Raw genomic sequence first — 24,681 nt, forward strand, 5'->3', positions numbered from 1 at the left:
TAACGTTTAGTCTCCAATCTTATTCTTTACAAGACGCGTTAATGTCTTTTCAGCTGTTAGAAACCCATACATTTTTTCATTTTGACTAATGATTTTACTGACTTTCTTTATGTTTTCCTTGGAAGTTTGTTTGTCACCCTCCATATGAGCAATGATGGCTTTTCCTCGATAATAGGAAACAGGCTCCATTTTCCCTAACAATTGTTGATATTTTTCCATCTTTTCTATTTCTGCATCACCTGTTAAAAAATGTGCAAGCTGCTTCATATGAATCAGGAACCCTATCTGCACTTTATTTTTAGATGTTACTGGAATCGCAGAATACTCTTTCAATGCATTTACAGCAGCCAGTAAGCCATTCTTCTCTATTTCATGATAATAAATCAGCATTGCGTATTGTAAATTATCAACCGTAGGAGGCTTTTCCTTTGCCAATTGGATATATTCACAACTATATTGTGATGGATGTTTGCTGCTGAGAAGCTCTTTTGATACAAGGAGATCCTCCATCAGTAATCTTGACTGGTCATTATTTTTCATCAGTGTAAAGAGCACATATCCATCTGTTTTCATGCTTCCTTTTAAGGGCAGCATCGTTGCCATTAATATAGTCCCATTCATTAAAGCAAAGTAGAATAACATTTGATAAGAAAATAGCTCATATAGACCTAACCCGAAGAGTGCTAAAAGAAGAGATATGAAAGGGCCGCCCGCAGTGTATAAAGCCATTTTTTTCATTAGGCTTTCTCTTTTCTCTTGGGGAGGTGTCATCATGGCAACGCCGCCAAAAAATAACCAATTTCTGTTTTCCTTTACCCTTACGCCAGCACTCTCTTTTTCTATTAAAACAGGTCCGAATGCTAAAAAGATAAAGTCATATCCACACCATTTCCCAAACAGAAAATGGCCAAGCTCATGCAGTGAAATCGCTAGCCATGTACAAATCATCAGGCTGGCTAAAAGCATGGTTCCTTCATAAGTACGGTCTACGAACGTTCCGATGGTTATTAAAACGATAACATAAATAGTTACCCATTTAGGTGTAAAAAAGGGATTCACTATTTCCCCCTCACTTTCTTTATTTTGTTCGATTCTCCCGGCAGACACCTGCAAGTGCCACTACAATAGGATAAGAAGCTCTTCATAGGATAAATAATAGGAAATAATATCCACATACTATCTTAAGCACAAAAATGAAAGAGTGCAAACACATCAACTCTTTGTACAAAATAGCTTCAACGCATTGAAACCTATTTTAGTGTATAGCCGCCTACTTTGTGTATGCCACTTTATCAAAATAAAGAGTGCCTGACCCGCAACGCTTTAAAGCGATGCAGTCAGGCCCCTTCTTTCTTATTATGGGCCGGTGATATTGTGGCAAACAACCACAATGTTCAGGAGATGTTCCGCAGACAAATAGGCATAAAAAAATAACCCGGATCAAGGGGTTATTTTTTTAGCTATCATAACGTGCATTCTCAAACAATACTTCTTCAACGGACCTCTTTTTGAGATGGTAGATCATCTGGGATATCGTTTAGCTTGTAATTTTCTGAAAGCCAGAAGGTAGAAGGAGCCACATTAAAAGAGACCAGGATAAAAAATAAATACCTGGAAGATTATTTGGAAGACAGGATCTATTATGAAACGGCTATGCTGCCCCAATTCATATTTTGTTAGACATTCCAAATACCTCTAAAATATTTAAAAGAAAAAAGCACTTCTACTAAATGCAGAAACGCATATGTTCTCTATTTTATAGAACGATAAATAAAGCTGCTTAAAATGGCTCCATGGCACTAAGTGCCTGCTGCACACTCTGAAAAGTCATGATTCCCGAGAAATCAAAGCCTACGTGAACAGCCGCCTGGGCAAGCCTGGGCCTTATGCCGGTAAAAGCAGTACCAACGCCTAGAAGCATAAGGATTTTCTGTAATTGTAAAATCTGTGTAGCGACCATTTTATTAAATGTACCAATTCCCGAACAATCAATGATTAAATGATGAATCTTCATGTCCGCCACTCTTGTAGGTACAGATTGAATAATCCCGTCAAGTCTGTCTTGATTAAAGATGCCAATTAAAGGCAGAATGGCGGTTTGGTTCATGATTGGAACAAGGGGGGCAGATAACTCGTTCAATTCCTGTTCAGCTATTCGAAGTGCATCTGCCGTCTTTCTCCGATCCGTATCATCCTTAAACACAACCTGAATAGCCGGCTTTCCAAAATAAGTTACTCGCGAAGCAGAAACTTCTACTTCAAGGACTGATCCATCCCAACAAATAACTTTTTCCTCGATCGTTTTATTCACAGACCGCTCTCCGCTTAACAGTTTTTTCATTCTTTGTAATACTGTTTCATGGTAATCAGGGTGGATGACTTCAAAAACGGATTTACCCAGAATACTGTCCTGGCGGGAAGGGGCTCGAAATAACGTCACACCGGCAGGATTAAGATAAACAAACTGGTCCTCTATATAAATGGCCACAGCTTCAGGGCAATTTTCAATCAATTCCTGAAAGTTTATCCCTAGCATCGCACCTGTTTCTTTCATAAACTCACCCTGTAATTCTTATTTGACTTTTCATGAAGAATGGCTTTCATATCATTCATCCTGTGTTGAAAATTCATATGAGTTCATCCTCTCATAACTGGTCACGTTACTATTTAATTCACCAACCATGATGTAAAATCCTTTCTAATTTCTGTTAATTCAATACAGAAAATTAACAGTCCCGGATGGCAGTTTATCATTTCTCCAAAATTCATCGAAATAACAATTCAGTAGTTATCCCATTTACAATTGGGACCTTTTTTTATCCCTAGGGGAATAATATTTTAGATAGTGAGACGACTATAGTTACGGTCACCATACTAAAAATGGTAGACATCAAGACGGCTTGAGCAGCGTATTCTGGATGGTTTCCATATTCCAAAGCAAATAAGGAGCTGTTTCTTGATGTTGGAAACGAACTAGCAATAAATAACGCTTGAGCGATTGTCCCTTCCAGATGTAAAAACGTAATAATTAAAAATGCCAGACACGGTGACAGGATCAGGCGCCCAATAATACTTAAAACCAGTGGAAAAGAGAATCGGTTTATTTTTAAGAAGGCGCTCTGTGCTCCAAGTGTGACAAGAGCGACAGCCACAAAAGCATAGGATGCATTTTCAATTGGAGCCCAAAGGAATCCTGGCAGTTTTATAGAGAAGGTATGAAGGAACAGACCAATCAAAAATGCATAAATGACAGGGTTTTTAAAAAAGACCTTTATCGCCTGCAACCCTTTCTGATCAACAGATACTGAATTGTATAAACCATATGTATACGTAAGTAGGTTTTGAAAAATCATCACCACAACCTGTATGGACTGACCCAGCGGGTGATGCTGGAAAACGAGCTGGCTGACAGGCAAACCAAAGTTCCCTGAATTGACAAGGACGACACTATTTTTAAAGGTGGAGGACAGACCTCCCTCAAACTTGGCTAGTTTAGCGATACAAGAGGTTAGAATAATTAAGCTTAGACTCTGAACAGCCAAAAATGTCAAGATATAAAGCAGTGTAGCACTTCCCATTTTGCTCTGGTACACATTGGCAAAACTGACGGCAGGCATCAGCAAATAGGTTGTAAGTTTTGATAACGTATTCAAATCCAATGTGAATTTTCGGTGAAGGAAAGCTCCTGCCCCGATAAGGGTGAACACAGGCAAAATGACATTCAATAAAATTAGAAACAAAACATCCATCAACAATCATCCCCAGACGGTAACACCGATAAAACAGCGAATCTTCAAAGATTCTGATTAAATCGCTAGTGGTGCCTTTATTTTTATAAATAAGAAAATCGGTAATCCATCCCCCATGCTTCCTTTTCATTATAAAAATCACCACTCTATAGTTAAAATACAAATAAATTATGTGCATTCATTCAAAAATGGAATATTAAAAAAGCGTGGGAACTCTCCCACACTTTCCTTATAACTGTTCAAAATCCAATTTACTTATAAAGTGTACAAACTCCTTGACAACCTTCAGGTCCATTGATTCTTCGCGATACAGCATCCAGGTTTTCCTGACAAGAGGGTTGCCCGCATCGTCTTTTAAGTTGATTTTATAGAGGTCATTCCGATTTTCCACTAACACACTTGGAAGTATCCCATATCCTAATCCACTTGTGACCATTTCCTTGCATGTATCAGCTTTGTCCACTTCCATCCCAATAACAGGCGGCTCTGAAAAATTGCCGCTCCACCAGTTATCAATCATCGACTTCAGTAAAGCATCCGTTTCATAATCAATTCTTGGAAGTACAGGCAAATCCTGAATTTCAATGTGTTCAGTTGAAACGATACAGATGTTTTCTTCAAATAGAAGCTGCCGGGATTCCGGCCATTGATAGTCACCTCGAACAATCCCAATTTGCACATCCCGGTTATAGGCAAGCTGAAACACCTCCCTGCTCCATCCGGTTGTGACTTTATAGCTGACTTTAGGGAACTGTTCACGAAAAAGTTTTAAAAGCTGAGGAAGCTTATGCCTTGTTATGAAATTGGAAACTGCGATGCGCAAGGTACCGCTAACTTCCTGATCCATATTCCGGACCGTTTCTTTAATCCTTCGATGCCGTTCGAGCATTTCATCTGCACATTTGGCTAAATATTCTCCCTGGGGTGTAAACTGTACGCCGCGTGTTCCCCGGCTGACAATGGTCAGATTGAATTCCTTTTCTATTTGCTGAATTCTTTTTGTCAAGGAAGGCTGTGACATATATAAAATTTCAGCACTTTTTGTAATGTTGTTTTTTTCATATAAAACCTTCAAGATGAGCCAGTCCCGTTCATCCATTGTCTTGCCCCCGCTCCATTGATGTGATTGTATTATGGTAGAATTGCAAGAGCTGAGCCCCCATATTCAAAAATACCATAGCAACAAAGATTAATTCAAAAAATAGTAAGGTTCTTTATTTTATATTCCATTCATAATAATGCTATTTTACTAATTTAACAGTTTCGTGGAACAGTCTTTTAGTTGAAAAAGAATGACTATCCTACGTAAAAAAGCTGAATGAGAGTTTGATTTTGCAAGTCTTGTCCAATCCCAGAGAATTTGATTGTTCTGCATAAATCAGCAAACTCATTATTGCTTTTTATCGAGGTTAAACTATTTATATTCTTTCTGTGTAATTACATCTATACCTACAAGTTTTTTTAAAGAATAAAAAGAAAACCACGTGAACATACTATCATTTACGAAATGGACGGCAAAATTAACGGGGGATTTTGCAATGCCGGGATATGTAGAAATTATAATACGTACAATCATCGCTTTTAGCATCCTGTGGGTTTTTGTCCACCTGCTCGGGAAACAGACTATTGCCCAGAGGACGTACCACCTCTATATTGCTTCGATTACAATGGGGACAATTGGAGGGAATCTGGCATTTAATATTAAAATTAAATTTCTGTATTTTATTATTTCTATTTTCTTGATGGGCTCCATCGTTTTTGTACTGAATATGCTGTCTGTCAGGTCAAATCGCCTGCGAAGATGGATTGCTGGAGAGCCTGCTACACTGATAAAGGAAGGAAAAATTCTCGAAGAATCAATGAAGCGAATGGGCTATTCGCTGGATTCCCTAAAACAGGCTTTACGGGCCAAAGACATATTCAACCTGGAAGAAGTAGAATGCGCGATTTTGGAAATCAACGGCTCTCTTTCAGTACTCAAAAAGCCATCCTACCGAAGTGTTACCAAGCAAGATTTAAATATAAAATCCTCACCTGAAAGTGTGCCAGTTGAATTGATCTATGACGGCAAGATGCTGCAAAATAATGTTCTCAACCATACTTACGACCGAGAATGGTTAGAATGTGAGCTGAAAAAAAGAAACCTTGCAATTAAAGATATCTCCTATGCTGTGGTTGGAACAAAGGGGAATTTGTACATCGATTTATTTCACGATCAGTAACGGGAAACAGAATCTTACAGTAATAGAGAGCTGGTATAACCAGCCCTCCATCTTTAATGATTAGTATGTGCACTATGGCTCTCTTCAAATTCTGGTCTTGGTTTGAACAATAATCCTAGATTAATTAACCCAGAGATTCCAACTAATCCGTAAATAATTCTCGATAAAGCAGAATCCTGCCCGCCGAAAATCGCTGCAACCAGGTCAAATTGAAAAAATCCAATTAGCCCCCAATTTATCGCGCCAATTATTACCAGAGTCAGGGCAATTCTTTGCAATAAACTCATATTGGCCTCCTTAAGGTTAATGTTAATACCTTCTTTATATACACTAAGAGATGAGTACATAAACCTGTGAAGAGAGCCTGGAAAGCTTACTTAATACCGTTTGGCAAGTACAACAAAAGTAATGAAAACAGTCATGATTGTTAAGGCAGCCAACACGCTTACTGTCTGGTATCCTGTCAACGCAATAATATGAAACTAAAACCCTAGCATAAGGAGCGACATAAAGCCCAGTATAAAAAAATAACTGATGAACATGCCTCTCTCCCGGATTCTTTTTGAACGTTTATCATTTTCTTTAAAGTGAGGGTAAAGATATGCATTGCAAAAGGCCATGACACTGACACTCAGTAAAATCAGGTCACATCCAAGAGGAAAGACTCCTTCCGAAATAGCAGCAGCACTGACCATGACCCCAAACAACAACAACAACAACAACAACAACAATAAGGAGCCAAATACGATAAATTGTACTGGACCGGTTTTATCCACACAGTTTTCTATCCTTGTCCGATTAAAGGCTGTCCTGATATTTTATTTACATAACGTGACAAACTCAGTTAATTTCTTCAAAGAGGTCAGATTTTGATTGCACTTAGCGCTATCATGGCATATATAATTTCCTCTCTTTGTGAAGGTGCCCTCTGCTACTCCCTTTTTCTCTGTCAGGAACATGCCAACTACTTCCAACTTATTGCAGATCGCACAGATCCCTTTTTTATGACTAGGTGTAAAATGACCTTGCAGTCCGATTGGCTTGCTGTCTTGATAGACCAGGATATATTTTTTCTGGGATCCGGCATCGTCCCATCCCAGGTAGGAAGTCTCTTTTAAACAAAGGTCATCCAAAGGTGGCATTTTCAGCTTTTTTACTTTAGGCCATAACTTTTTTAGTGAATTCAGAGATATTTCCTTAAATGGGATAACAAACTGCTTTAACTGTGTTAAGTATTCGCCGGCCTGTTCTTTTCTGTGAATATCCCCGAGACGATTTAGCATGATTAACTGCTCCGATTTGATATCAGAAAACAAATTTATTGACTTTTCAAGCACCAGTGATTTCAAAGCACTCAGGACCTCCCGATCATTGACAGAAGTATGCCCGTTAACAAGAACTTGAATTTGGTCTCTGATAAAGTTATATTGATCATTCCGAATAAAAGGTTCCATTACTTCCACTCCTAAATAGTTCTTTGCACTTCATTATTTTAAATAGTTCATGATGTGTTGGAAATGCAAACTTTATTTATGAAAAGAAGTCGCCATACTAAAAAGCATTGATGGAGTCCACCAATGCTTAAAAGTTAAGTTTTCTTGTAAATTATTTTTTTTATTGTTTCAGTCGAAAGATAGTATTGTTCGGCAAGTTGATCAATACTGCTTCCATTTTTATATTCGAATTTAATGGACGCATTCCGGTCATCTATAAATTTTCGGGCGCCAGAACGCTCCCCCCATTTTTGGTGTCCAACATCCAGTTTGGGGATATAGATCGTTTTACCGTGTACGTATTTTTGAATTTCTGATATCAGCTCTTCTGGCAGAATTGCCGTTGCTTTTACGTAGGCCATAATTCCAGCTCCTTATTTTGAGTTTAACTTTAAAATAAGGTGCAAAGCCTGACGATCAGAAAAGCTACCTAATGGGCGATTGTAAAGATCTGCCCCATGCAAAGTATCGCCTTTCCAATACTAGGCTTTGCATGAGTTGTCCTAGGCTTAGGCAGGTTGCTTAATTGTGCCATTTTACCACCTCCAGAATGATTTCAACGTAAAGCTCCAGCTTTATTTTACCATTTTTAGGGATACGTGAAAGGGTTAAATGATCAGCTGTGCGTTTGAGGTGCAATTGCTTTACCTTTTAGTCTGCATACACTCACCATATACCTCGCTTTTATATAGACAAATTGAGAATATGACAAGAACTGCACTGACAATTTCAGCCTTAAATTTAATCAAGTGTACTACGTCAATTATTTTATGAATGGATAACTCTATAGCCTGTTCCTTTTACTGAGATACCGTTATAGATAAAACTAAAAAGTCTAACCAAAGGTTTGAAGGTAGCAGGAGATTCCCTGCCCATAATGGCACACCCTTATTTAAAAATTTTAATATAGCGATTATACTCATTGTATGTCTGCATCCCCATACTTTCATATAAGGCCTTGGCTGCATGGTTTTCCGGGGCCGTTTCTAAAATGATGAACCTGATGCTTTCATTGACTCCAAACTGAAAGGCTTCATCAAGGAGAGCTTTGCCTGTGCCTCTTCTTCTAAATTCTTTCTTAACAAATAAGTCGTTTAAAATATAGGCTTTCTGCATGCCTATTGAGGTGAAGGTTGGATACAATTGAACAAAACCTGCTGCCTTCTCCCCCTCATAAGCGATTAAAATTACCGATTCGCTATGCGAAATTCTGTCCCTAAGGAATGCTGCTACTCCTTCTTCATCACTTGGCTGCTGATAAAAAACCCGGTAAGCATTAAACAAAGGCACAAGATCCTCCAAAGAATGTATAGTTGCTCTGATAATGTTCAAACTAAGAACCCCTTTCTATTTTTCTCGAAATCTTGCAATTTGTTTTTTCCTTACCTATATTATTTATATAAAGTGACACATTAAAAAGGTACAATTCTCATCTTTTTTACATGTCAGATAGGGTGTGGGATTTGAAAGAGCTGTTGTTTCAATTGGATGAAATGAATCCAAAATACAAACAAATTTATCAATCGATTCGATCATTAATTGAAAAAGCTGAACTAAAAGCTAATACAAAGCTGCCCTCCATTCGCCAGCTGGCTGATCTGCTGCAGGTTAGCCGGAATACAACGCTTACTGCATATGAACAATTACTGGCGGAAGGCTATATCAGGAGTGAACCGAAGCGGGGCTATTTCGTAGAAGAGTATGAGCCGATGCATCTTCAATGCCCAAAAGCAATGCCAGTAAAATACCAGGGAACAGAACTTCCCGCCTTCGTCGATTTCCGCGCTGGAGCTGTTGACATGACAGTATTTCCTATAAAAGCATGGCGGCAATGCAGCAATGAAGTATTGAGGGAGGAGATTGCATACACCTATGGAAATGTACAGGGTGATCCTCATTTAAGGGCTAACCTTGCTCATTATTTATTGCAATCAAGAGGGATCCAGACCAGCCCGGATGCTATCATGATTGGCAGTTCTACCCAGCAGCTATTGATGCACTTAACGATTTTATTAAAAAAGGATTTTTCAGCCATCGCAGTAGAAAATCCAGGTTATGACGGCGCACGTACTATATTTAGCCTGCAGGGATTTACCCTCCAGCCAATAGACGTAACAGCAAAAGGTATTTCGATTAAACAGCTTGAACAAACGGATTCAAGGGTTGTATACATCACCCCTTCGCATCAGTTTCCAACGGGGGTTACGATGCCGGTTGCTGAACGCCAGCAGCTGCTAAAATGGGCCCGCCAAAATAATGGCTACATCATTGAAGACGATTATGATAGTGAATTCCGCTATAAACAACAGCCTATTCCAGCCTTGTCTTCCATAGGGAATCCTGAACGTGTTATTTACCTAAGCACCTTTTCAAAAGCGTTTCTGCCATCAATCCGATTGAGCTACATGATTCTGCCTCCATCTCTGCTCGTTCGATATCAGCAGCTGTTTTCATCGGTTGAACAGACAGCTTCGAGTCTTCATCAGCGGACAATGGCTCTTTTTATGGAACGCGGTTACTGGGACTCCCATATTCGGAAGATGCGGGCAAACTACAAGCGAAAAATGCAGAGGCTTGTTTCCGCTCTGGAGGGTTCATTCGGTGAGACCGTAAAAATCATCGGTTTTCAATCAGGTCTGTATATACTAATTCAGTTCCAAAGTTCGATTGGCGAAGAGAATCTAATTAGTCAAGCAGCGAAGCATGGAGTCAAGGTCTATCCTATATCCCAGTACTACCTTGGAAAAGAATCACAAAAAACGATATTACAGCTTGGTTTTAGCAATTTGTCTATGGAAGAGATCAATGCAGGAGTCCATTTTTTACATGAAGCTTGGAGTAAATCTTTCAATTACCTCTAAAAAAGTCCAGTATCCCGGCTTTGGGGGGGCATGTACCGGTTTTAAATAAAGAAAAAAGCTATATTCAAAGTAAAGGCTTCTGCCGTTTTAAATAAGCAAACACCCTTCCTCATATATAGATGAGAATTAAGGATTATTGGAGAAATTGCTGATTGCATTCAGGATTAAAACCGGTGACCGACCCTCATTCTCTGTGTTTCTTATTTCGACCGTATGTATTATCAGCCCTTAACCTGGCGAAGTAAAAATGAAGGATTCCTTATATGTTCTCCCCGGTGCCTTGGTTCCTTCTTGCAGGATAACAGGTTTATCTTCCCAAGTAATAACAAATTCTAACTCTTCACTTTGTGCCTTTACTGGAAAGTTTAGAAACTTAAAATCGTCACCTTTCACCATTAGATTCCTTTCCATCTCCGGAGCTAAACCAAACATTTTACTTGTGCCCGGTTGACTTCTGAATGAATGAACATGCACATTATAAACTTTTTTTCCTTTGTTCGTTACGAAAAGGCTGTATACCTCGTATTTATCTTTTTGCCCCTGAGACAGATTCTTTTCCCTGGATGGGGCTTTTAACTCTACCTTCCATATGTCTGATTCTTTTAAAGCTGGAACCTGAAATTCTGCTTTTGCTTCAATTGGAAGGAACGCGAATCCTAAAATGAATGCTGGAATAATGATTCCCTTCAATCCTTACACCCACCTAGTCAAAGTTTAGCCGTAAGCTAGAATAGTTTTTCCTGATAGATTTTTTTTATGTGCTCAATACTTTGTGCGGTATGTTCCTTAAAATGTACAAAAGGAAAGCATCTCTCCGGTAAGGAGCTAAAAGAAAAGACACCAATCATATACGTTACTTCCTGTACAAGTAATTCCAATAATTCCTTTAATTTCATTTGAAAGCTTGTGACATTGTATATAAGTCTTCTATTCCCGCTAAAGACCTATGAACCTGGTGAGAAATGTCCTTATCTTTCCTTATCTCGCTTTTTAAGGGATACAAAACAGTTAACAGCCTGACATTATGTAGGTGTATTCTCTAGGAAATCATTTTTAGAAACCAGGTACCATCGGAAAGCATAATTTCCCTTCCTTTATACATATTGAGAAGTACACGGAAAATGTTCTGAGCTGCTCCGCAATCCTAAAGGTATGTTAACCTGGTAAATTTATAGAAAAATAGGGTCCGATATTGTATATACAGATAACAAATATTATCTCATTGTCTTTGTCTATTCACCCTTCGCTCAATTTTTCAATAGCCTTTTTAGCCTCATAAATGATTACTCGTTTTGGAATACCTGCCGTTTTATTTTTCACCAACTAAAAAAGGATTCAAAATTGAATCCTTCTTGATTATCGGATGGTTATTATCCATTTCCTTTACTTTTACTTTTCCGGTAGAAAATATACCCTACTACCAACGCTAATATTACGAAGATTGGCAAAAATGACAATAATGTCTGGCTTAGATCGATTTGCATAAGGCCCTCCTTATGTTTTTATACATCTATACCCGCTTACACTCTGTTCATTCCTGATATGCCATCACATTTTGGGGGACCGAGAACTTCATGGCCAAGTAATAAGAAGATCCTCCATGTATATTTCCATATTTCTAATAAAAACTTCTAATTATTTATAATTATTTTTGTGAAAATTAAACCTACATCGGCCCGAATGGACAGGATGTATAAATTAAATCAAGGTGTTTTTTTACTGGATTGGCGATGGAATGGTCCAAAATCCAAATGACATATTCATGAACCTTTAATTCCAGAGCCCCTGCGGTTAGAATTCCATCCTTTCCAGCAGCATAGCTGGAATTAGGAGAAATGATCGGGTCAACTAGTGATTGAAAGTTGGTTTCGGTATAGAAATCAAGGAGTCCATAGTTTCCGCTTGTCTTCGAAATTTCTCTAACCCCCTTAAAATTTAATACCATTTTTATCATATTTTAATAGTCTTCTTTCTATGTCAGGATGTACAGCCTCTTTAAAAAAAAGAAAGCATCCAACCCTGAAAAAAACAGGAAGAATGCTTTGCTTTTAAAAAGGATGGTTACCGGCTGTTTGCTCCAACTTCAGAAAAACGGAATTGACAATGGAATAATTGATATAGGCACCCACACTAAAAATGATTAATGAAGATGCTGGAAAATAGTATAGGATGAGAGTTAACAATGCAAGAGCGCCTATTAGCAAAAGAGTTGTCGGAAAATGGGCGATCGCCAGGAAAAATGAATTCTTTATTCCATCCTTCAACGTGACCTTATAATGGGTAATCAGTGGAAACAAAAACACTGTTAAACAAATAAACAGGAATGAGATGATAAATAAAGGCACAATAATGACAAATTTCACAGGCGTTTGATCTTGATTCAAGTAGAAAAAATTAAAAAATAGTATGGCTGCAAAAAAAATCCAAAGCAAACCTACTAAAAAGCTTTGCTGAAAGTTTTCTTTAAAATAACGAAAATAATTTCTCACAACACTAGTATCCTGCTTTAATTTCCATTGTCTGACCACACTGAACATCGCTGTTGTCGCAGGTGCAATCGTTATAATCGGAAGACAGGAAACAATCCAAAATATGTTCAGGATAAAAAGGTTGGATAATCTGTCAACGCCCCCATAAAATCTGCTATCCAGGATATTCATACTGCAACCCCTTTTGGGGAGAAGGAGTCATAAAAAAACCTTCTCCATTTTTTTTGCACTTTCGATGGCTCCAAAAACCATTGCCATGCTTTTAATATTGTCATGGCAATCCGTTTCGGCCTTCCGATTTTCCTCCAGCGCTGAAAACATTTCATCCAGGCAGCCCCAATGACCTTCTCGTCCATCCCAGGCACTCTCCGTCTCGATTGACTGTACTCCGCGCAAGAATTCTTTGGGCATTTTTTCATCAACCACTTCGCAGACCGGGAGATTATGGCCATCCCAAAGGATACTGCCTTTGCTTCCGGTCACCCTCCAGTCAGATTCCCAGGAGGTATTGAAGCCTTCAGCACACCAGGAACCACGATAGGTAAATACTATACCGCCGGTCATTTCAAAAATGCAGATGGCCGAGGCATTTCCTTTATACCAGGAGCCTGGGGGATTATATTCATGGCAGTAAACAGAAACCGGGTCACTCCCGGAAATGAAACGCGCCTGGTCAAATGTATGGATGGCCATGTCCAGGATCAGCGGGTGATCCATCATATCCCGGAACCCTCCAAAATGGGGGCCGAGAAAGAAGTCAGCATGTATGGACCCTATTGTGCCAACAGCCTGGCTTGACACTAGATCACGGAATGCGCGTATTTGCTTTAAATACCGCCGGTTTTGCATAACGGTATACCTTTTCCCATAAAGTTGAACGGTTCTTAGGACCTCTTTCGCATCTTCCATCGATTCTGCCATTGGTTTTTCACCAAAAACATGACAGCCAGCTTTCATGGACACAGTAACTATTTCTTTATGCACAGCAGGGATTGTCACATCGAACACCAAATTCGCCCCTGTCTCAGCCAGAGCTTCTTGTAAATCCGTAAAAACCGGGACATTTAAATCCTTCCGGTTTGCCATTGATCTTGCAGCGGAAATATTCACATCAACTAATCCAACAATCTCGGCATTTTCTCGCTGGATGGCATAATCAACCCAGTTATTGGCCATACCTCCGCAGCCTGCAACAACAATTTTATGATTCATTACTCAACCTCCTTCATTTTTTAAATGGAGCTAAATCGATTCACCTTCAATGATCTTAAAATCCAGAGACATTGGAGAGTATGTGTTGAATTTTCCATCTTCAATTTTATAAATCAAGCTTTCAACCGCCATCTTTCCAATTTCTTCAACTGGATACTCAACCGTCGTTAATTTGGGGGAGATATATTTAAGCACATCGATATTATCAAAGCCCATCAACCCGACATCCTCGGGGATCTTGATCTTTTTTTCCTTGAAATGATTCATGACCTCAAGAGCATACAGGTCACAGGAGCAGACAATTGCCATATCACCATCTTTAAACACTAGGCCATCGAGTACATCCAGGTAATCATTCTGTTTAATGACCTTCACATGATTGATGCCCCTTTCAGAAAGTCCTTCCTCTAACCCCTTCAGTCTTTCCTCCTGGGTAAAAATATTTCTTTTCCCCTGAAATGACAGCGGGGGACAAATGTAAGTAATTTTGGTATAGCCTTTATCTGCAATAAATAAAGCGACGTCCTTCATAGCTCCCCGTTCATGAATTCCAATGTATTGCCACCTTTCCGACAAAAAGTTGAAAATCGTTATAATCGGAAAGGAGAAACTTTCCAAATAGTGTTCAAACTCTTCTCCTTGATGGACTGTAAATAGGATCATTCCATCCACTTTGTGATTGGCAAGATATTCAATACACTGTTTTTCATTATCAGGATCTTTATTTGTCAATGCTACGTAGATAAAGTATCCATACTCCTTTGCTTTCAGCTCGACTGCATTCAAAAGCTGTGCAAAGGTACGATTGTAAAGATCAAACAGGACAATGCCAAGAGTCATTGTCTTCCCTTTTACCAGGCTTCTGGCGGTAAAATCGGGACGGTAATTTAATTTTGCGGCTGCTTCGAGAACCTTCTGTTTTGTTTTAAGCTTGATACCGGGACGGTTATTTAAAGCTCGATCCACCGTCCCGGAGGAAACACCGCAGTACTCTGCAAGGTCTTTAATCGTAATTCTCATAGAGCCTCCACTGATATCATGAAGAAATCGAGTTCACAATTCTTACTCCATAGACACCGCCGGCAGCTTTCCCTTGCTCTGACTGAAACTTGACTTCGACCTTTTGTTTCTCCTGTGTCAGGTGAAGTGGTATCTCGTAATTCATATCGATAAGGCCGTCGGAGAGCTTTCCTGTCAGCTGCTGCTCGGCAATCACTTCTCCATTAACTAAAATCTGAAAATAGCGTTCAAATACTTTTCCATCCGTATAAAGGGTATTGTCACGGCCATAATAGGTGACCTGTAGGTACATTTGCTTCTCTGGTTCTACAGCCATCTCATAGCTAAAAAATCCTTCCCCGCGAACATCCCGCCATGATTTTTGAACCACATTGAAATAATCAGACTGCGAGTTTTGTGATTGAATCCCGTGCTCGATCTCTGGCTGCTGTTCACCAGGCTGAACGGCATCAACTGTGATGGATCTCAGTCTTTCCAGCTCTTCTTTTTCCTTATCCACAAACGTTTCGTAAGTTGTTTCATCCATCAAGTTCCAGTACAGTGTGTAACGCTGATGATGTAGTTCATAAAACGGAATAAGGATAACCTTTATGTTCCCTGGCTGTCCAATCGCTTCAGTTTCAAACTTCAACGGTGAACCCTCAACAGGCTTGATCCATTCTTCCAGGTTATTTTTGTCCGCTACAAGGCTTGGCACCTCAATCAATGGATGATTATTGAGTTTCAGATGGTCACCAAGGATATCGCTTTCAGGGAAATTCTCGTTGCCCAATGCACCAGCAAGAACGACAGGGCCGTACATGAATCCCGTTTTAAGCGGGTTATCCTTAGCCGTATAAGCATGAAGTCCCATTGGCAGTACAAATTCTATAGTGTCACCTGTTTCCCATTCTGCATCAATTGTTACATAGCCTTCTGCAGAAGAGGAATCGGCAATTTCCCCATTAACCAGGACTGAAAATGATTCAGTCACCCAATATGGCACCCGGATATGTAATTTCAATTTATCACCGTTTGCCTGTTCAAATAATAGCCGAACTTTATTTGATCTTGGGAAATCTGTCTCTTGCCTGATCTTCAGCTTTCGATCTTCTGACTCAAGCTCCGAAGCTATAAACAGATTTAGAAACAGGTTTTCTTGTTCTTGATAAAAGATGCATCGTGTATATCGGGCAGGATTTTCCATACCGGTTCCGGTACAGCACCAAAAGGAATTGTCCGGGGAACAATAAACTTTAAAATGTCCAGGCTGTGTGGCTACAAAATAGGTCTTCATTCCGGAATCAGGATCCTGCGAAGCAAGTATATGGTTATAAAGGGCTCTTTCATAGTAATCCATATATTCTGCTTTCCTGGACCACTTGAATAAGTGCTCCGTAAGCTTTAGCATATTGTAGGTATTGCAGGTTTCCAGCGTTTCGATTCCGAGTGTTTCCTTGTCCGCCGGCCCGAAATGTTCTCCAATGCTATTGCCGCCGATAATGTAGGATCGGTTTTCGGTTACTACCTTCCAAAAGTAAAGTGCCGCATTCTTGTAATCTTCGTTCCCTGTCAATTCATAAAGCTTAGCTGCCCCTATGACTTTAGGTATTTGGGTGTTCGCATGTTTTCCTTCAAGAATGTCGATGCCTTTGGATAAAGGCTCAAGTATCGCTTGATGGCAGAATCTTTTGGCAAGATCAAGATAATCTTCATTGCCAGTAATCATATAAAGATCAGCCATAGCTTCATTCATTCCACCATGCTCACAGATTAGCATTCTTTGAAACTGTTCATCAGTCAGATTATCGGTCCCCTTCTTTGCCCAATCAGCCAGAAGGATGACTGCATCAAGGGCTTTTTGGTTTCCAGTGAGTGTATATACATCAATAAGACCTGCATAGATCTTATGGATGCTGTACCATGGAACCCAACCGCCAGCAAGACTGAAATTATCTACTTCAAAGTCACCTGTAAATGTTTTATCAAAACATTCCCTGGAGAATCCGCTTACATATCCTGCACGATCAAGGCTTTGTACATAGGACAGTTCATCAACCGCATATTCCAGTTTTTTGAGGAGAATCTTATCTTTGGTAACAGCATACATCGAAGCAGCTGCAGAAAGCCAATGGCCAATAGAATGTCCTGCAATGCCGGTCGATTCCCATCCCCCATACCTGGGTTTTTTGGCTGCATGTCCTGCCCCTTCATAACATGGGGCAATAAGCCTGTCCACATCAAGGTAAATGAGGTATTCCTTCCCTTTATTCTGTGATTCTCTAAAAATCCCATCCAGTAAGGTTACTTGTGATTCTTTAAAAATTCCATCCAGCATGTTTACATCTTTCATAGCTGCTATTCTCCTTTTACTCACGAAATATAGTGAATCTCAATTACCACTATACTATTATAAGAACTTTTTTAATAGAAAGAAAACGGGAGGTTCCCTAAGATGAACCCTTACACCATGCATTCCGTCTGGTTATATTGTTGAAGGCCATATGTCCTTTTTATCATCCTTTTACTGAACCAATCATTACACCTTTTTCAAAGTATTTTTGGATGAATGGATACACAAGTAAAATCGGCAGCGTCGAAACAATAATCACTCCATATTTTATCTGGTCAGCATATTTCTGTGCATATCCGCCGGCTGCTCCCCCAGAGCCCGCTCCCTCAGCAAACACCTGATTCGCTAACAGAATGTCCCTTAGAACGATTTGCAGAGGCTGCAAACTGTAATCCCGGATGTAGATCAAGCCTGTAAAGAAATCGTTCCAGTGCCCGACTAGGTAATAAAGTCCGACAACAGAAATGACAGCCTTGGATAATGGCAGTGCGATCTTTCCAAAAAATTGAAAGTGTGAACAACCATCCATTTGTGCGGCTTCAAATAATTCCTTCGGCAGCGATGTTTCAAAAAATGTTCTGGTGATGATCAGGTTGAAGACGTTGACAGAAAACGGAAGAATGAACACCCACATTGAGTTTGTCAAGCCTAGTTCTTTGATTAGAAGGTAGGTTGGAATTAATCCACCGTTAAAAAACATCGTAAATACGAATATGAACATCAATGCACGCCTTGCTTTAAACTCCGGTCTTGAAAGCACATATGCAGCAGGCAACGTAAACAATAGGTTCACGGCAGTACCTAAGACGGTATAGATAATCGTATTCTTATATCCAACCCAAATTCTCGAGTCGTTAAAAATTTCCTTGTAGCCAAACAGACTGAAGCCTTTAGGATATAAGGTAACCTGCCCGGTAGATACCAGCGTGGAATCGCTGACGGATGCAATGATGACGAAATACAATGGATAGGCGACAATTAAAAAGACGAATGCACATAGAACAAAAATAATAATGTCAAAGATTAAATCCGACGTCGATTTCCCTTTTTTACTTAAAAGGCTCATGGCCTTCCCTCCTTGCTTTGCAGTTCAAACAGAATTTCAAATAGCTGTAGGCCATTACCATAAACTAATGTTAGAAAATCTCTTGGCAATATAATTCATCGCCAACAAGAAAGCAAAATTGATAAGTGTATTGAATAATCCAATAGCGGCAGAATAGCTGAATTGGTTGGATATAATCCCGATTTTGTATACATAGGTGGCGATTACTTCTGAGACAGGCAGGTTCAATGGATTTTGCATCAGGAATATTTTTTCGAACCCAGTATTCAAAATATTTCCCATACTTAAGATGAAGAGGATGATCATGGTTGGGACAATCGCTGGCAAATCGACATATCTGATCGTCTGCCATCTGCTTGCTCCGTCGATCTTAGCAGAATCATATAACTCAGGGTCTACACTAGCCAAGGCCGCCAAATAAATGATGCTGTTCCAGCCGGCGTGCTGCCAGATATCCGACAGTACGTATACGGGAACAAAAGCTTTCTCGGAAGCAAGGAGGTTGACATCAAAACCCAGGGAACTGGCAATATGCCCTACTACCCCTGAATTTGGCGACAACAGAACGTTAAGAAGTCCTACCATTACGACCATCGAAATGAAATGGGGCAGGTACACGGTTGTTTGAATCGTTTTCTTCCATTTTTTCCAAACAACCTGATTAATGATTAACGCTAAGATTATGGGGGCCGGGAAACCCAGGATAATGGTAGCCAAACTGATGACCACCGTATTGGTCATTAAATCTGCAAACATAAAACTGTCAATGAATTGCTTAAAGTATTTCAGGCCGACCCATTCTCCCCCGGTAAGTCCTTTGGTAAAATCGTACTCCCGAAATGCCAGTTGGATTCCGTACATTGGTATGTAGTTAAAGATGATAATAACGATTATTGCCGGCAGGATCATCAGCCATAATTGATAATCCCGTTTAAAGGTGTTGAAAACAGTTGCTTTTTTCTTTGGTACAATAGCACTGGGGATGCTGCCGTCAATTGGTTTTGTTGTTTGAGGATTTAAAAACGCCACAAATTTATACCTCCTATTGATAGGAAGATGCTATACCGTTTTCTCGATATAGCATCTTCTATATCATTTTTTATTTTTGCTTGTATTCATCATAATACTTTTGCATAATTTCAAGGTTCTCAGGCAGCCCGGTCTTTTCTGCCTGCTTAACATAAGCATCCCATTCTTTCTCAATGCCGCCTTTGGTTATCCATTGTGAGTACTTTGAAAGGGCAAGAGTCATCAGGTTGGTATTGTTCAGACTTAATTTGGAGTTATCTTCTTTGCTGTATTTGATGAACATGCTAGGCAGTACATCGTTTTCTTTGTCGACCGCATCTAGTGCCGGCATAAACGGTTCTGTCTGCTTTCCAACAGACTGCATATCCGTACCAAGTTCAAGCTTTAGGTCGTCTGAAATGTACATGGGTCCATTATCGGCGAATGTAGACGTCCATTTCCATGTACCAGGGTCCATTTTTTCATCTGCAGGAGGCAGGACCTTGTAGCTTCCGTCCCCTTTATCCTCAATATTCGTTCCTAATGAACCGAATAAAACCTGCATGCTGACTTCAGGATCATATAATTCGTTGATAAACTTCAAAGCGGCTTCTTTATTTTTCGATTGCGAGGAGAGCGTAACCATATTCGCTCCGTAGTTAAGACCGTTAAAGTCATAGCTCCAGGAAACTTGCTCTGTTGAATTTGCAGAAACCTTTAATGGTGCCAATGACATATATTGCGGAGCCAGTGTGTTTCCGAATCGGTCGGTCACTTCCCAGCCGTACGTATATCCAACCTTTGCAACATCGTCCTTGCCACGGGCCACTGACTGGTATTTTGTATAGTCCTGGGTAAAGACCTCCTTGCTGATCAATCCCTCCTTATAGCATTTGTGCAGGAATGCAACCATTTCTTTATACCGTTCATCTGTCAGGAAATTTTTGACTTTCCCATCTTCAGCAAAATAGCCAGCTCCGCTTGCGTCTGTCAATGTAATCCCAGTGCTCCCAAGAAGAACGGTTGGCTGGAAGAATCCAAAGCCGACAGTTCCGGTTGGTGAAAAGTCCATTGGAATTTCATCACTTTTATCTCCGTTGCCGTTTGCATCCTCTTCTTTAAACGCTTTCAGGACAGTATATAATTCATCCCAGTTGGTCGGTGCTTTTAATCCCAGGTTTTCCAGCCACTGTTGGTTGATAAATTGTCTTGTTGCAGTAGCCGGCCAAAATCTTTGATATTTAGGAAGACCATAAATGTTTCCGTCCAGCTGAGTGGCAATTTCCTTTGTTTCAGGCTTCTCATCGAACATAACTTTTACATTGGGCAAGCTTTTGTCCAGATCATCCGACAAGTCTTCAAACAGACCAGGAAATTGGACATGATCTGCATCTGTGATAGCGTTAGGCCCGATGATTAAATCCGGGACATCTCCGCTTGTAAGCAATGCCCCTTTTTTCTGATCCCAGTCAGCTGTCACCTCTTCCCATTTAATTTCTACTCCTGCACGCTCTTCCACTTCTTGAAGCCATTCCATTTTATTGACATCCTGTGTTAATGGATGCTTGGTAATGAGGGCTGTGAGTTTCGCCTTTCCATCCTTTGTTACCTCTCCTTTTTCTTCCGTGCCTGCTTCATCATCAGAACACCCAGCTAAAACACCCGCGGATAATGAAAGGGCTAAAATACCATTTACTACCTTTTTCATTTCATTTCCCCCTAGTATTAATTATGTAATGTGTACGTTCACGAAAAATAGTGCACGTTCACGAAATACCATATAAGTATGGAGTAAATCAGGATTAGTATAGTTTTTAACCCTGCTTCAACCTAAAGGCCAGCGCTACTCTAAGGACAGGCTTAAATTAAGTTAACTATGAACTTCGCGAACACATAAACGTGCATGATAGACATTAATATATATATTAATTAGTTAATGTATCTTAATTTAAAATCATGATAGCGTTTTCTTTTTGGCTCGTCAATAAATTTTATAAATATTCACAAAAATAAAATAATTTTCACATAAAGTTATAAATTTTTCATGTTAGTGGGAAATGAGAGGAAAATCTTTTGAGGGCAAGTCTACGAGGTTTAAATCGCATACTCTTTTTGATTGGCGGAGTAAACTATAAAGCAGCATTGGAGACCCTTGCTTTCTAATTTTCCATTCAAAGCAAAAAAGGCCGCCAATGACAGCAGCCTTCCTATGGTTGATCGATGTTATCATAGTCACTATGCTACCGGACCAGTAATCGCCTTTTAGTCTGTTTGTTTAACACCCTTGCTTTTATATGGTTTAGCACTCTTCGCTTTATTGGCACCAGCCTGCCACCGATTCCACCCTTTTTTTCCAGTCCCTCTACCAGTCCCGCTCTTTCCTTTTGCTTTACTCATTACACCAGCTCCTGCATCCATGAATTTATGTTACCTATATTAAGTGTTAGTCTTATCATTTTCCTTTAGGATAAAAAGGATGAAAATAAAATGTTTCAGACCCCCAAAATCATTTATTATACCAGAGTTTATAAAAAAGGAGTGAAAAATATATATCTTTAATCAAAGACATAAATATTCTATCCTCCCGTATTCAGCCTCACAGCTCGTTTTTCTTGTTTCTTATGCTGTTTTGTCAATTTAAAAAAGGAAATTGAGCCTATTAACGAGGTCGTAAACAATATGGCCCCCATTGGTACGGCGGTCGTCTCGTTTAGTCCTACCAAAGGAGAAACTATGGATCCCAAGAGTAATGGAAGGACTCCTAACAAGGCGCTCGCGCTTCCTGCACGATGGCTCTGGTTTTCCATTGCCAGTGTGAAAGAGCTTGTGAGAATCATTCCAATCGTCATCATATAAATAAAAATTGGGATAACCAAGCCAGCCAGCGGTCCCTCTACCAGCGTCATAGTAAACAGGACTGTATTGGCACAAAGAGCAATAATTATGGCGAATCGGAGCAGTTTTCTTTCATTTATTATTGCACTAAAACGCCCAATAATAAAACTTCCTGTAATAATGGCCAAGCCGTTAATGCCAAATAGTATACTGAAGACTTGCGGAGACACTCCGTAGATTCCCTGGTAGACAAAAGGTGTGCCAGAAACATAGGCAAATGTTCCTCCGTGAATGAATCCTACTGTAAGGGCATAGCCAATAAATGACCGGTCTTTAAAAAGGCTTGCCATGGTTCGAACGGAATGTCCAACTGAGCCCGGCATGCGGCTTTCTAGGGGCAATGTTTCCTTTAAACGAAGGAAAACCGTAAGGACAATGATAAGTCCAAGCACACTTAAAAAATAGAAAATCCAGTTCCATTCGGAAAATGGCAAGAGCAGGATGGCTCCGCCAGCAACTGGAGCTATCAGTGGAGCTGTTGAATTTATCACCATTAATAGTGCGAAAAATTTAGTCAGCTCTCTTCCGCTGAATACGTCTCTGACAATAGCCCTCGATAGCACAATACCCGCTGAGGCAGTCAGCCCCTGAAAAAACCTTGCTGCGATAAAAGCAGTGATATTCGGAGCAAGTGCACAAAAAAGAGAAGATACAGAAAATAAAAAAAGAGAAATCAACAGTGGCTTTCTCCTGCCGTTCGCATCACTTATAGGGCCAACGATAATCTGGCCAATAGAGAGCCCTATTAAACAAGCAGTCAAGCTTAGCTGGACAAGTGAAGCACGGGCACCTAAATCCTCGCTAATTTCAGGGAAGCTTGGTAAATACATATCAATATTAAAAGGACCTAGCGTTCCCAGCATGCTGAGGAGAATAGCCAGCCCCAGCCGCTGTTTTCCTGTTGGATTCTGAAGCATCCATAACCCGCCTTTCTAGTTAACTCTTAAGAACTTCAATCGTTCGTAAAACTACATTTTCCCTTTCAAACTATCCCCTGTTTAGGGAAGGGAAAAACCATCTGACAACAGGAATGTTTACAGACGGCAATTGGCGCAATATAAAAAGAGCAGCCCCACTAGTGTTGGAGCTGCCCCATTACCGAAAATTTACTTATGCAGAGTTCAGACATAAAATACAAGTCCATAAGCCAGTTGAAACCCCAAAAAGTATATAATTATTTGATTTGGCAAACCATTAGCATATTCCCATCTGGATCCTTGATATTGAACCAGTGACCATGTTCAATGCCTGTAATCAATTCGACCTCTTTTTCTTTCATAAATTCATAGGCTGCCTGAATATCATCAGTATTAAAATGGAACATCGGGAATCTCGAATAAGAGTCTTCCGTGTAAACCTTGCTGTCTAGAACAATATATAAGCCGTTATTATCAAGCGGCAAACAGCAAAGATGTTCTGAGATAATATCATAAGTTGGTTCTAGTTCCAGAATCGAGCAATACCAGTCTCTTGCCTTTCGAATATCGCTTACTGGTATAAAAATCGCACCGACTTTATTAGATATAATAGACATTGGTTTTCAGCTCCTTATTGAATTCGCCCCTATTCTGCCCCGCAACCGTTGCCCAAACAAAGTGGAGTACACTTTGTTGTTCAGAAATATGTAATTTTCCACTCCGCCAGTAAGGTAATTTTTATTCAGTATGATTGTAACAGAAGGTTTAACCTGGATTAATTTTACTGCTGCCAAGATTTACGCGCTACATTGACCCTTCTGCCGGTCAACCCCGTTTTGTAATTCCCGCAGAATAAAATATACGGTATTAGGGACTAAAATAATTATGCAAATATTTGGGCAAATCTGCAATCTTTTCGTCTAAAACAAAAACATTTAAAAGATCGGCATAAAATTGTACACAAGTAAAACATTACTTTCCTTTCTCATATTGTGACTTATCACTTATACATGCTGTGTTAGCCCGAATGATGGGCTATTATTACTAGGCTTTGATTAAGACATTGTCCGGTTGGTGATGAGGTTACTTTAGCGGAAAATTAAGATGGTTTTATTATTGAATAGATTTTCCTTGTTTGAGAAGAATACTTTCTAAAAAGGAGTGATACAAATGAAAATTAATCCGGTTTTGCTCAGTGAAACTCAACGTTTTCATTATGATGAACCTAGCTGCGGTGTCTTGGTTGATGTTTTCCAGAAAGGAGCCCATTGGCATGCTGTTGCAATTGCGGAAAATTCCGAGTGGTATTGTCACAATGGGTTTGGGGATACGAAGGAACAGGCAATGGAAGAAGCAATTATCGGCGTGTTAAAAATCGTTAAGGACCGAGACTGACAAAAAATAGAGCATCCAAATG

25 protein-coding genes are annotated in these 24,681 nt (G+C 39.8%); 3 read left to right on the forward strand and 22 right to left on the reverse strand.

Going from position 1 to position 24,681, the window contains the following annotated elements; genetic code table 11:
- Positions 1 to 6: 6 nt before the first annotated feature.
- The 4 genes from EV146_RS07765 to EV146_RS07780 all read right to left on the reverse strand — a co-directional run bounded on the left by EV146_RS07765 (position 7) and on the right by EV146_RS07780 (position 4,848).
- Positions 7 to 1,059, reverse strand: coding sequence for a site-2 protease family protein (locus EV146_RS07765; RefSeq protein WP_132004264.1), 1,053 nt, complete (start codon positions 1,057 to 1,059; stop codon positions 7 to 9).
- 721 nt (positions 1,060 to 1,780) lie between these two features.
- Positions 1,781 to 2,554, reverse strand: coding sequence for a PAS domain S-box protein (locus tag EV146_RS07770; RefSeq protein ID WP_132004267.1), 774 nt, complete (start codon positions 2,552 to 2,554; stop codon positions 1,781 to 1,783).
- 268 nt (positions 2,555 to 2,822) lie between these two features.
- The gene (locus EV146_RS07775) at positions 2,823 to 3,749 is read right to left on the reverse strand and encodes an AEC family transporter (RefSeq protein ID WP_132004270.1); all 927 of its coding nucleotides are present in this window, start codon (positions 3,747 to 3,749) and stop codon (positions 2,823 to 2,825) included.
- A 229-nt stretch (positions 3,750 to 3,978) separates the two neighbouring features.
- Positions 3,979 to 4,848: a LysR family transcriptional regulator gene (locus EV146_RS07780; RefSeq protein ID WP_132004273.1), complete on the reverse strand. Its 870-nt coding sequence runs from the start codon at positions 4,846 to 4,848 to the stop codon at positions 3,979 to 3,981.
- A gap of 439 nt (positions 4,849 to 5,287) precedes the next feature.
- Here EV146_RS07780 and EV146_RS07785 point away from each other — a divergent pair, with 439 nt between their 5' ends.
- Entirely contained in the window at positions 5,288 to 5,971 is a 684-nt protein-coding gene (locus EV146_RS07785; protein WP_132004276.1) for a DUF421 domain-containing protein, read from the forward strand.
- Positions 5,972 to 6,024: 53 nt separating this feature from the next.
- Here the strand turns inward: EV146_RS07785 and EV146_RS07790 are convergent, their stop codons facing one another.
- From EV146_RS07790 to EV146_RS07810, 5 genes are all read right to left on the reverse strand, one after another.
- On the reverse strand, positions 6,025 to 6,258 hold the full coding sequence (locus EV146_RS07790; RefSeq protein WP_132004279.1) for a DUF378 domain-containing protein: 234 nt from the start codon (positions 6,256 to 6,258) through the stop codon (positions 6,025 to 6,027).
- A gap of 195 nt (positions 6,259 to 6,453) precedes the next feature.
- A complete protein-coding gene (locus EV146_RS07795; RefSeq protein ID WP_241993852.1) occupies positions 6,454 to 6,747 on the reverse strand; it encodes a hypothetical protein in 294 nt (97 codons plus the stop codon).
- Positions 6,748 to 6,789: 42 nt separating this feature from the next.
- The gene (locus EV146_RS07800) at positions 6,790 to 7,425 is read right to left on the reverse strand and encodes a FusB/FusC family EF-G-binding protein (RefSeq protein ID WP_132004282.1); all 636 of its coding nucleotides are present in this window, start codon (positions 7,423 to 7,425) and stop codon (positions 6,790 to 6,792) included.
- Positions 7,426 to 7,559: 134 nt separating this feature from the next.
- On the reverse strand, positions 7,560 to 7,826 hold the full coding sequence (locus EV146_RS07805) for a CD3324 family protein (RefSeq protein ID WP_132004285.1): 267 nt from the start codon (positions 7,824 to 7,826) through the stop codon (positions 7,560 to 7,562).
- Between the two features lie 526 nt (positions 7,827 to 8,352).
- A complete protein-coding gene (locus EV146_RS07810; protein WP_132004288.1) occupies positions 8,353 to 8,796 on the reverse strand; it encodes a GNAT family N-acetyltransferase in 444 nt (147 codons plus the stop codon).
- A gap of 131 nt (positions 8,797 to 8,927) precedes the next feature.
- Here EV146_RS07810 and pdxR point away from each other — a divergent pair, with 131 nt between their 5' ends.
- Positions 8,928 to 10,325 (forward strand): MocR-like pyridoxine biosynthesis transcription factor PdxR, encoded by a 1,398-nt coding sequence (gene pdxR, locus EV146_RS07815; protein WP_241993853.1) that lies wholly within the window; start codon positions 8,928 to 8,930, stop codon positions 10,323 to 10,325.
- A gap of 228 nt (positions 10,326 to 10,553) precedes the next feature.
- Here the strand turns inward: pdxR and EV146_RS07820 are convergent, their stop codons facing one another.
- The 13 genes from EV146_RS07820 to EV146_RS07875 all read right to left on the reverse strand — a co-directional run bounded on the left by EV146_RS07820 (position 10,554) and on the right by EV146_RS07875 (position 23,881).
- Positions 10,554 to 11,015 (reverse strand): hypothetical protein, encoded by a 462-nt coding sequence (locus tag EV146_RS07820; protein WP_132004294.1) that lies wholly within the window; start codon positions 11,013 to 11,015, stop codon positions 10,554 to 10,556.
- Between the two features lie 680 nt (positions 11,016 to 11,695).
- Entirely contained in the window at positions 11,696 to 11,809 is a 114-nt protein-coding gene (locus tag EV146_RS27490) for a FeoB-associated Cys-rich membrane protein (RefSeq protein ID WP_181215916.1), read from the reverse strand.
- A 182-nt stretch (positions 11,810 to 11,991) separates the two neighbouring features.
- Positions 11,992 to 12,279 (reverse strand): hypothetical protein, encoded by a 288-nt coding sequence (locus EV146_RS07825; RefSeq protein WP_132004297.1) that lies wholly within the window; start codon positions 12,277 to 12,279, stop codon positions 11,992 to 11,994.
- A 94-nt stretch (positions 12,280 to 12,373) separates the two neighbouring features.
- Complete coding sequence (locus tag EV146_RS07830; RefSeq protein WP_132004300.1) at positions 12,374 to 12,985, reverse strand: YesL family protein; 612 nt, start codon at positions 12,983 to 12,985, stop codon at positions 12,374 to 12,376.
- A 27-nt stretch (positions 12,986 to 13,012) separates the two neighbouring features.
- Complete coding sequence (locus EV146_RS07835; protein WP_132004303.1) at positions 13,013 to 14,026, reverse strand: Gfo/Idh/MocA family protein; 1,014 nt, start codon at positions 14,024 to 14,026, stop codon at positions 13,013 to 13,015.
- 30 nt (positions 14,027 to 14,056) lie between these two features.
- A complete protein-coding gene (locus EV146_RS07840) occupies positions 14,057 to 15,046 on the reverse strand; it encodes a LacI family DNA-binding transcriptional regulator (RefSeq protein ID WP_132004306.1) in 990 nt (329 codons plus the stop codon).
- 16 nt (positions 15,047 to 15,062) lie between these two features.
- The gene (locus EV146_RS07845; RefSeq protein ID WP_241993854.1) at positions 15,063 to 17,378 is read right to left on the reverse strand and encodes a glycoside hydrolase family 127 protein; all 2,316 of its coding nucleotides are present in this window, start codon (positions 17,376 to 17,378) and stop codon (positions 15,063 to 15,065) included.
- A gap of 163 nt (positions 17,379 to 17,541) precedes the next feature.
- A complete protein-coding gene (locus EV146_RS07850) occupies positions 17,542 to 18,444 on the reverse strand; it encodes a carbohydrate ABC transporter permease (protein ID WP_132004309.1) in 903 nt (300 codons plus the stop codon).
- Between the two features lie 54 nt (positions 18,445 to 18,498).
- A complete protein-coding gene (locus EV146_RS07855) occupies positions 18,499 to 19,353 on the reverse strand; it encodes an ABC transporter permease (RefSeq protein ID WP_121614030.1) in 855 nt (284 codons plus the stop codon).
- Positions 19,354 to 19,543: 190 nt separating this feature from the next.
- Positions 19,544 to 21,160, reverse strand: coding sequence for an ABC transporter substrate-binding protein (locus tag EV146_RS07860; RefSeq protein ID WP_121612844.1), 1,617 nt, complete (start codon positions 21,158 to 21,160; stop codon positions 19,544 to 19,546).
- 554 nt (positions 21,161 to 21,714) lie between these two features.
- Positions 21,715 to 21,849 carry a DUF3934 domain-containing protein gene (locus EV146_RS07865; protein WP_121612843.1) on the reverse strand — a complete coding sequence of 45 codons (135 nt, stop codon included), beginning with the start codon at positions 21,847 to 21,849 and terminating at the stop codon, positions 21,715 to 21,717.
- Positions 21,850 to 22,028: 179 nt separating this feature from the next.
- Entirely contained in the window at positions 22,029 to 23,264 is a 1,236-nt protein-coding gene (locus EV146_RS07870; protein WP_132004312.1) for a Bcr/CflA family efflux MFS transporter, read from the reverse strand.
- A 257-nt stretch (positions 23,265 to 23,521) separates the two neighbouring features.
- Positions 23,522 to 23,881: a VOC family protein gene (locus EV146_RS07875; RefSeq protein ID WP_132004315.1), complete on the reverse strand. Its 360-nt coding sequence runs from the start codon at positions 23,879 to 23,881 to the stop codon at positions 23,522 to 23,524.
- A 553-nt stretch (positions 23,882 to 24,434) separates the two neighbouring features.
- Here EV146_RS07875 and EV146_RS07880 point away from each other — a divergent pair.
- Positions 24,435 to 24,659, forward strand: coding sequence for a hypothetical protein (locus EV146_RS07880; protein ID WP_132004318.1), 225 nt, complete (start codon positions 24,435 to 24,437; stop codon positions 24,657 to 24,659).
- Positions 24,660 to 24,681: the final 22 nt, after the last annotated feature.

Source organism: Mesobacillus foraminis, assembly GCF_004340465.1.
Lineage (GTDB): Bacteria > Bacillota > Bacilli > Bacillales > Cytobacillaceae > Mesobacillus_B > Mesobacillus_B foraminis.

Excerpts from the sequence above, each read along its gene's own strand:
- EV146_RS07780 (WP_132004273.1), bottom strand. The coding sequence starts at position 4,848 with ATGGATGAACGGGACTGGCTCATCTTGAAGGTTTTATATGAAAAAAAC.
- EV146_RS07840 (WP_132004306.1), bottom strand. The coding sequence starts at position 15,046 with ATGAGAATTACGATTAAAGACCTTGCAGAGTACTGCGGTGTTTCCTCC.
- EV146_RS07870 (WP_132004312.1), bottom strand. The coding sequence starts at position 23,264 with ATGCTTCAGAATCCAACAGGAAAACAGCGGCTGGGGCTGGCTATTCTC.
- EV146_RS07800 (WP_132004282.1), bottom strand. The coding sequence starts at position 7,425 with ATGGAACCTTTTATTCGGAATGATCAATATAACTTTATCAGAGACCAA.
- EV146_RS07770 (WP_132004267.1), bottom strand. The coding sequence starts at position 2,554 with ATGAAAGAAACAGGTGCGATGCTAGGGATAAACTTTCAGGAATTGATT.
- EV146_RS27490 (WP_181215916.1), bottom strand. The coding sequence starts at position 11,809 with ATGCAAATCGATCTAAGCCAGACATTATTGTCATTTTTGCCAATCTTC.
- EV146_RS07860 (WP_121612844.1), bottom strand. The coding sequence starts at position 21,160 with ATGAAAAAGGTAGTAAATGGTATTTTAGCCCTTTCATTATCCGCGGGT.
- EV146_RS07850 (WP_132004309.1), bottom strand. The coding sequence starts at position 18,444 with ATGAGCCTTTTAAGTAAAAAAGGGAAATCGACGTCGGATTTAATCTTT.
- EV146_RS07875 (WP_132004315.1), bottom strand. The coding sequence starts at position 23,881 with ATGTCTATTATATCTAATAAAGTCGGTGCGATTTTTATACCAGTAAGC.
- EV146_RS07835 (WP_132004303.1), bottom strand. The coding sequence starts at position 14,026 with ATGAATCATAAAATTGTTGTTGCAGGCTGCGGAGGTATGGCCAATAAC.
- EV146_RS07825 (WP_132004297.1), bottom strand. The coding sequence starts at position 12,279 with ATGATAAAAATGGTATTAAATTTTAAGGGGGTTAGAGAAATTTCGAAG.
- EV146_RS07790 (WP_132004279.1), bottom strand. The coding sequence starts at position 6,258 with ATGAGTTTATTGCAAAGAATTGCCCTGACTCTGGTAATAATTGGCGCG.
- EV146_RS07855 (WP_121614030.1), bottom strand. The coding sequence starts at position 19,353 with ATGATCCTGCCGGCAATAATCGTTATTATCATCTTTAACTACATACCA.
- EV146_RS07865 (WP_121612843.1), bottom strand. The coding sequence starts at position 21,849 with ATGAGTAAAGCAAAAGGAAAGAGCGGGACTGGTAGAGGGACTGGAAAA.
- EV146_RS07880 (WP_132004318.1), top strand. The coding sequence starts at position 24,435 with ATGAAAATTAATCCGGTTTTGCTCAGTGAAACTCAACGTTTTCATTAT.
- EV146_RS07775 (WP_132004270.1), bottom strand. The coding sequence starts at position 3,749 with ATGGATGTTTTGTTTCTAATTTTATTGAATGTCATTTTGCCTGTGTTC.
- EV146_RS07785 (WP_132004276.1), top strand. The coding sequence starts at position 5,288 with ATGCCGGGATATGTAGAAATTATAATACGTACAATCATCGCTTTTAGC.
- EV146_RS07805 (WP_132004285.1), bottom strand. The coding sequence starts at position 7,826 with ATGGCCTACGTAAAAGCAACGGCAATTCTGCCAGAAGAGCTGATATCA.
- EV146_RS07830 (WP_132004300.1), bottom strand. The coding sequence starts at position 12,985 with ATGAATATCCTGGATAGCAGATTTTATGGGGGCGTTGACAGATTATCC.
- EV146_RS07845 (WP_241993854.1), bottom strand. The coding sequence starts at position 17,378 with ATGAAAGATGTAAACATGCTGGATGGAATTTTTAAAGAATCACAAGTA.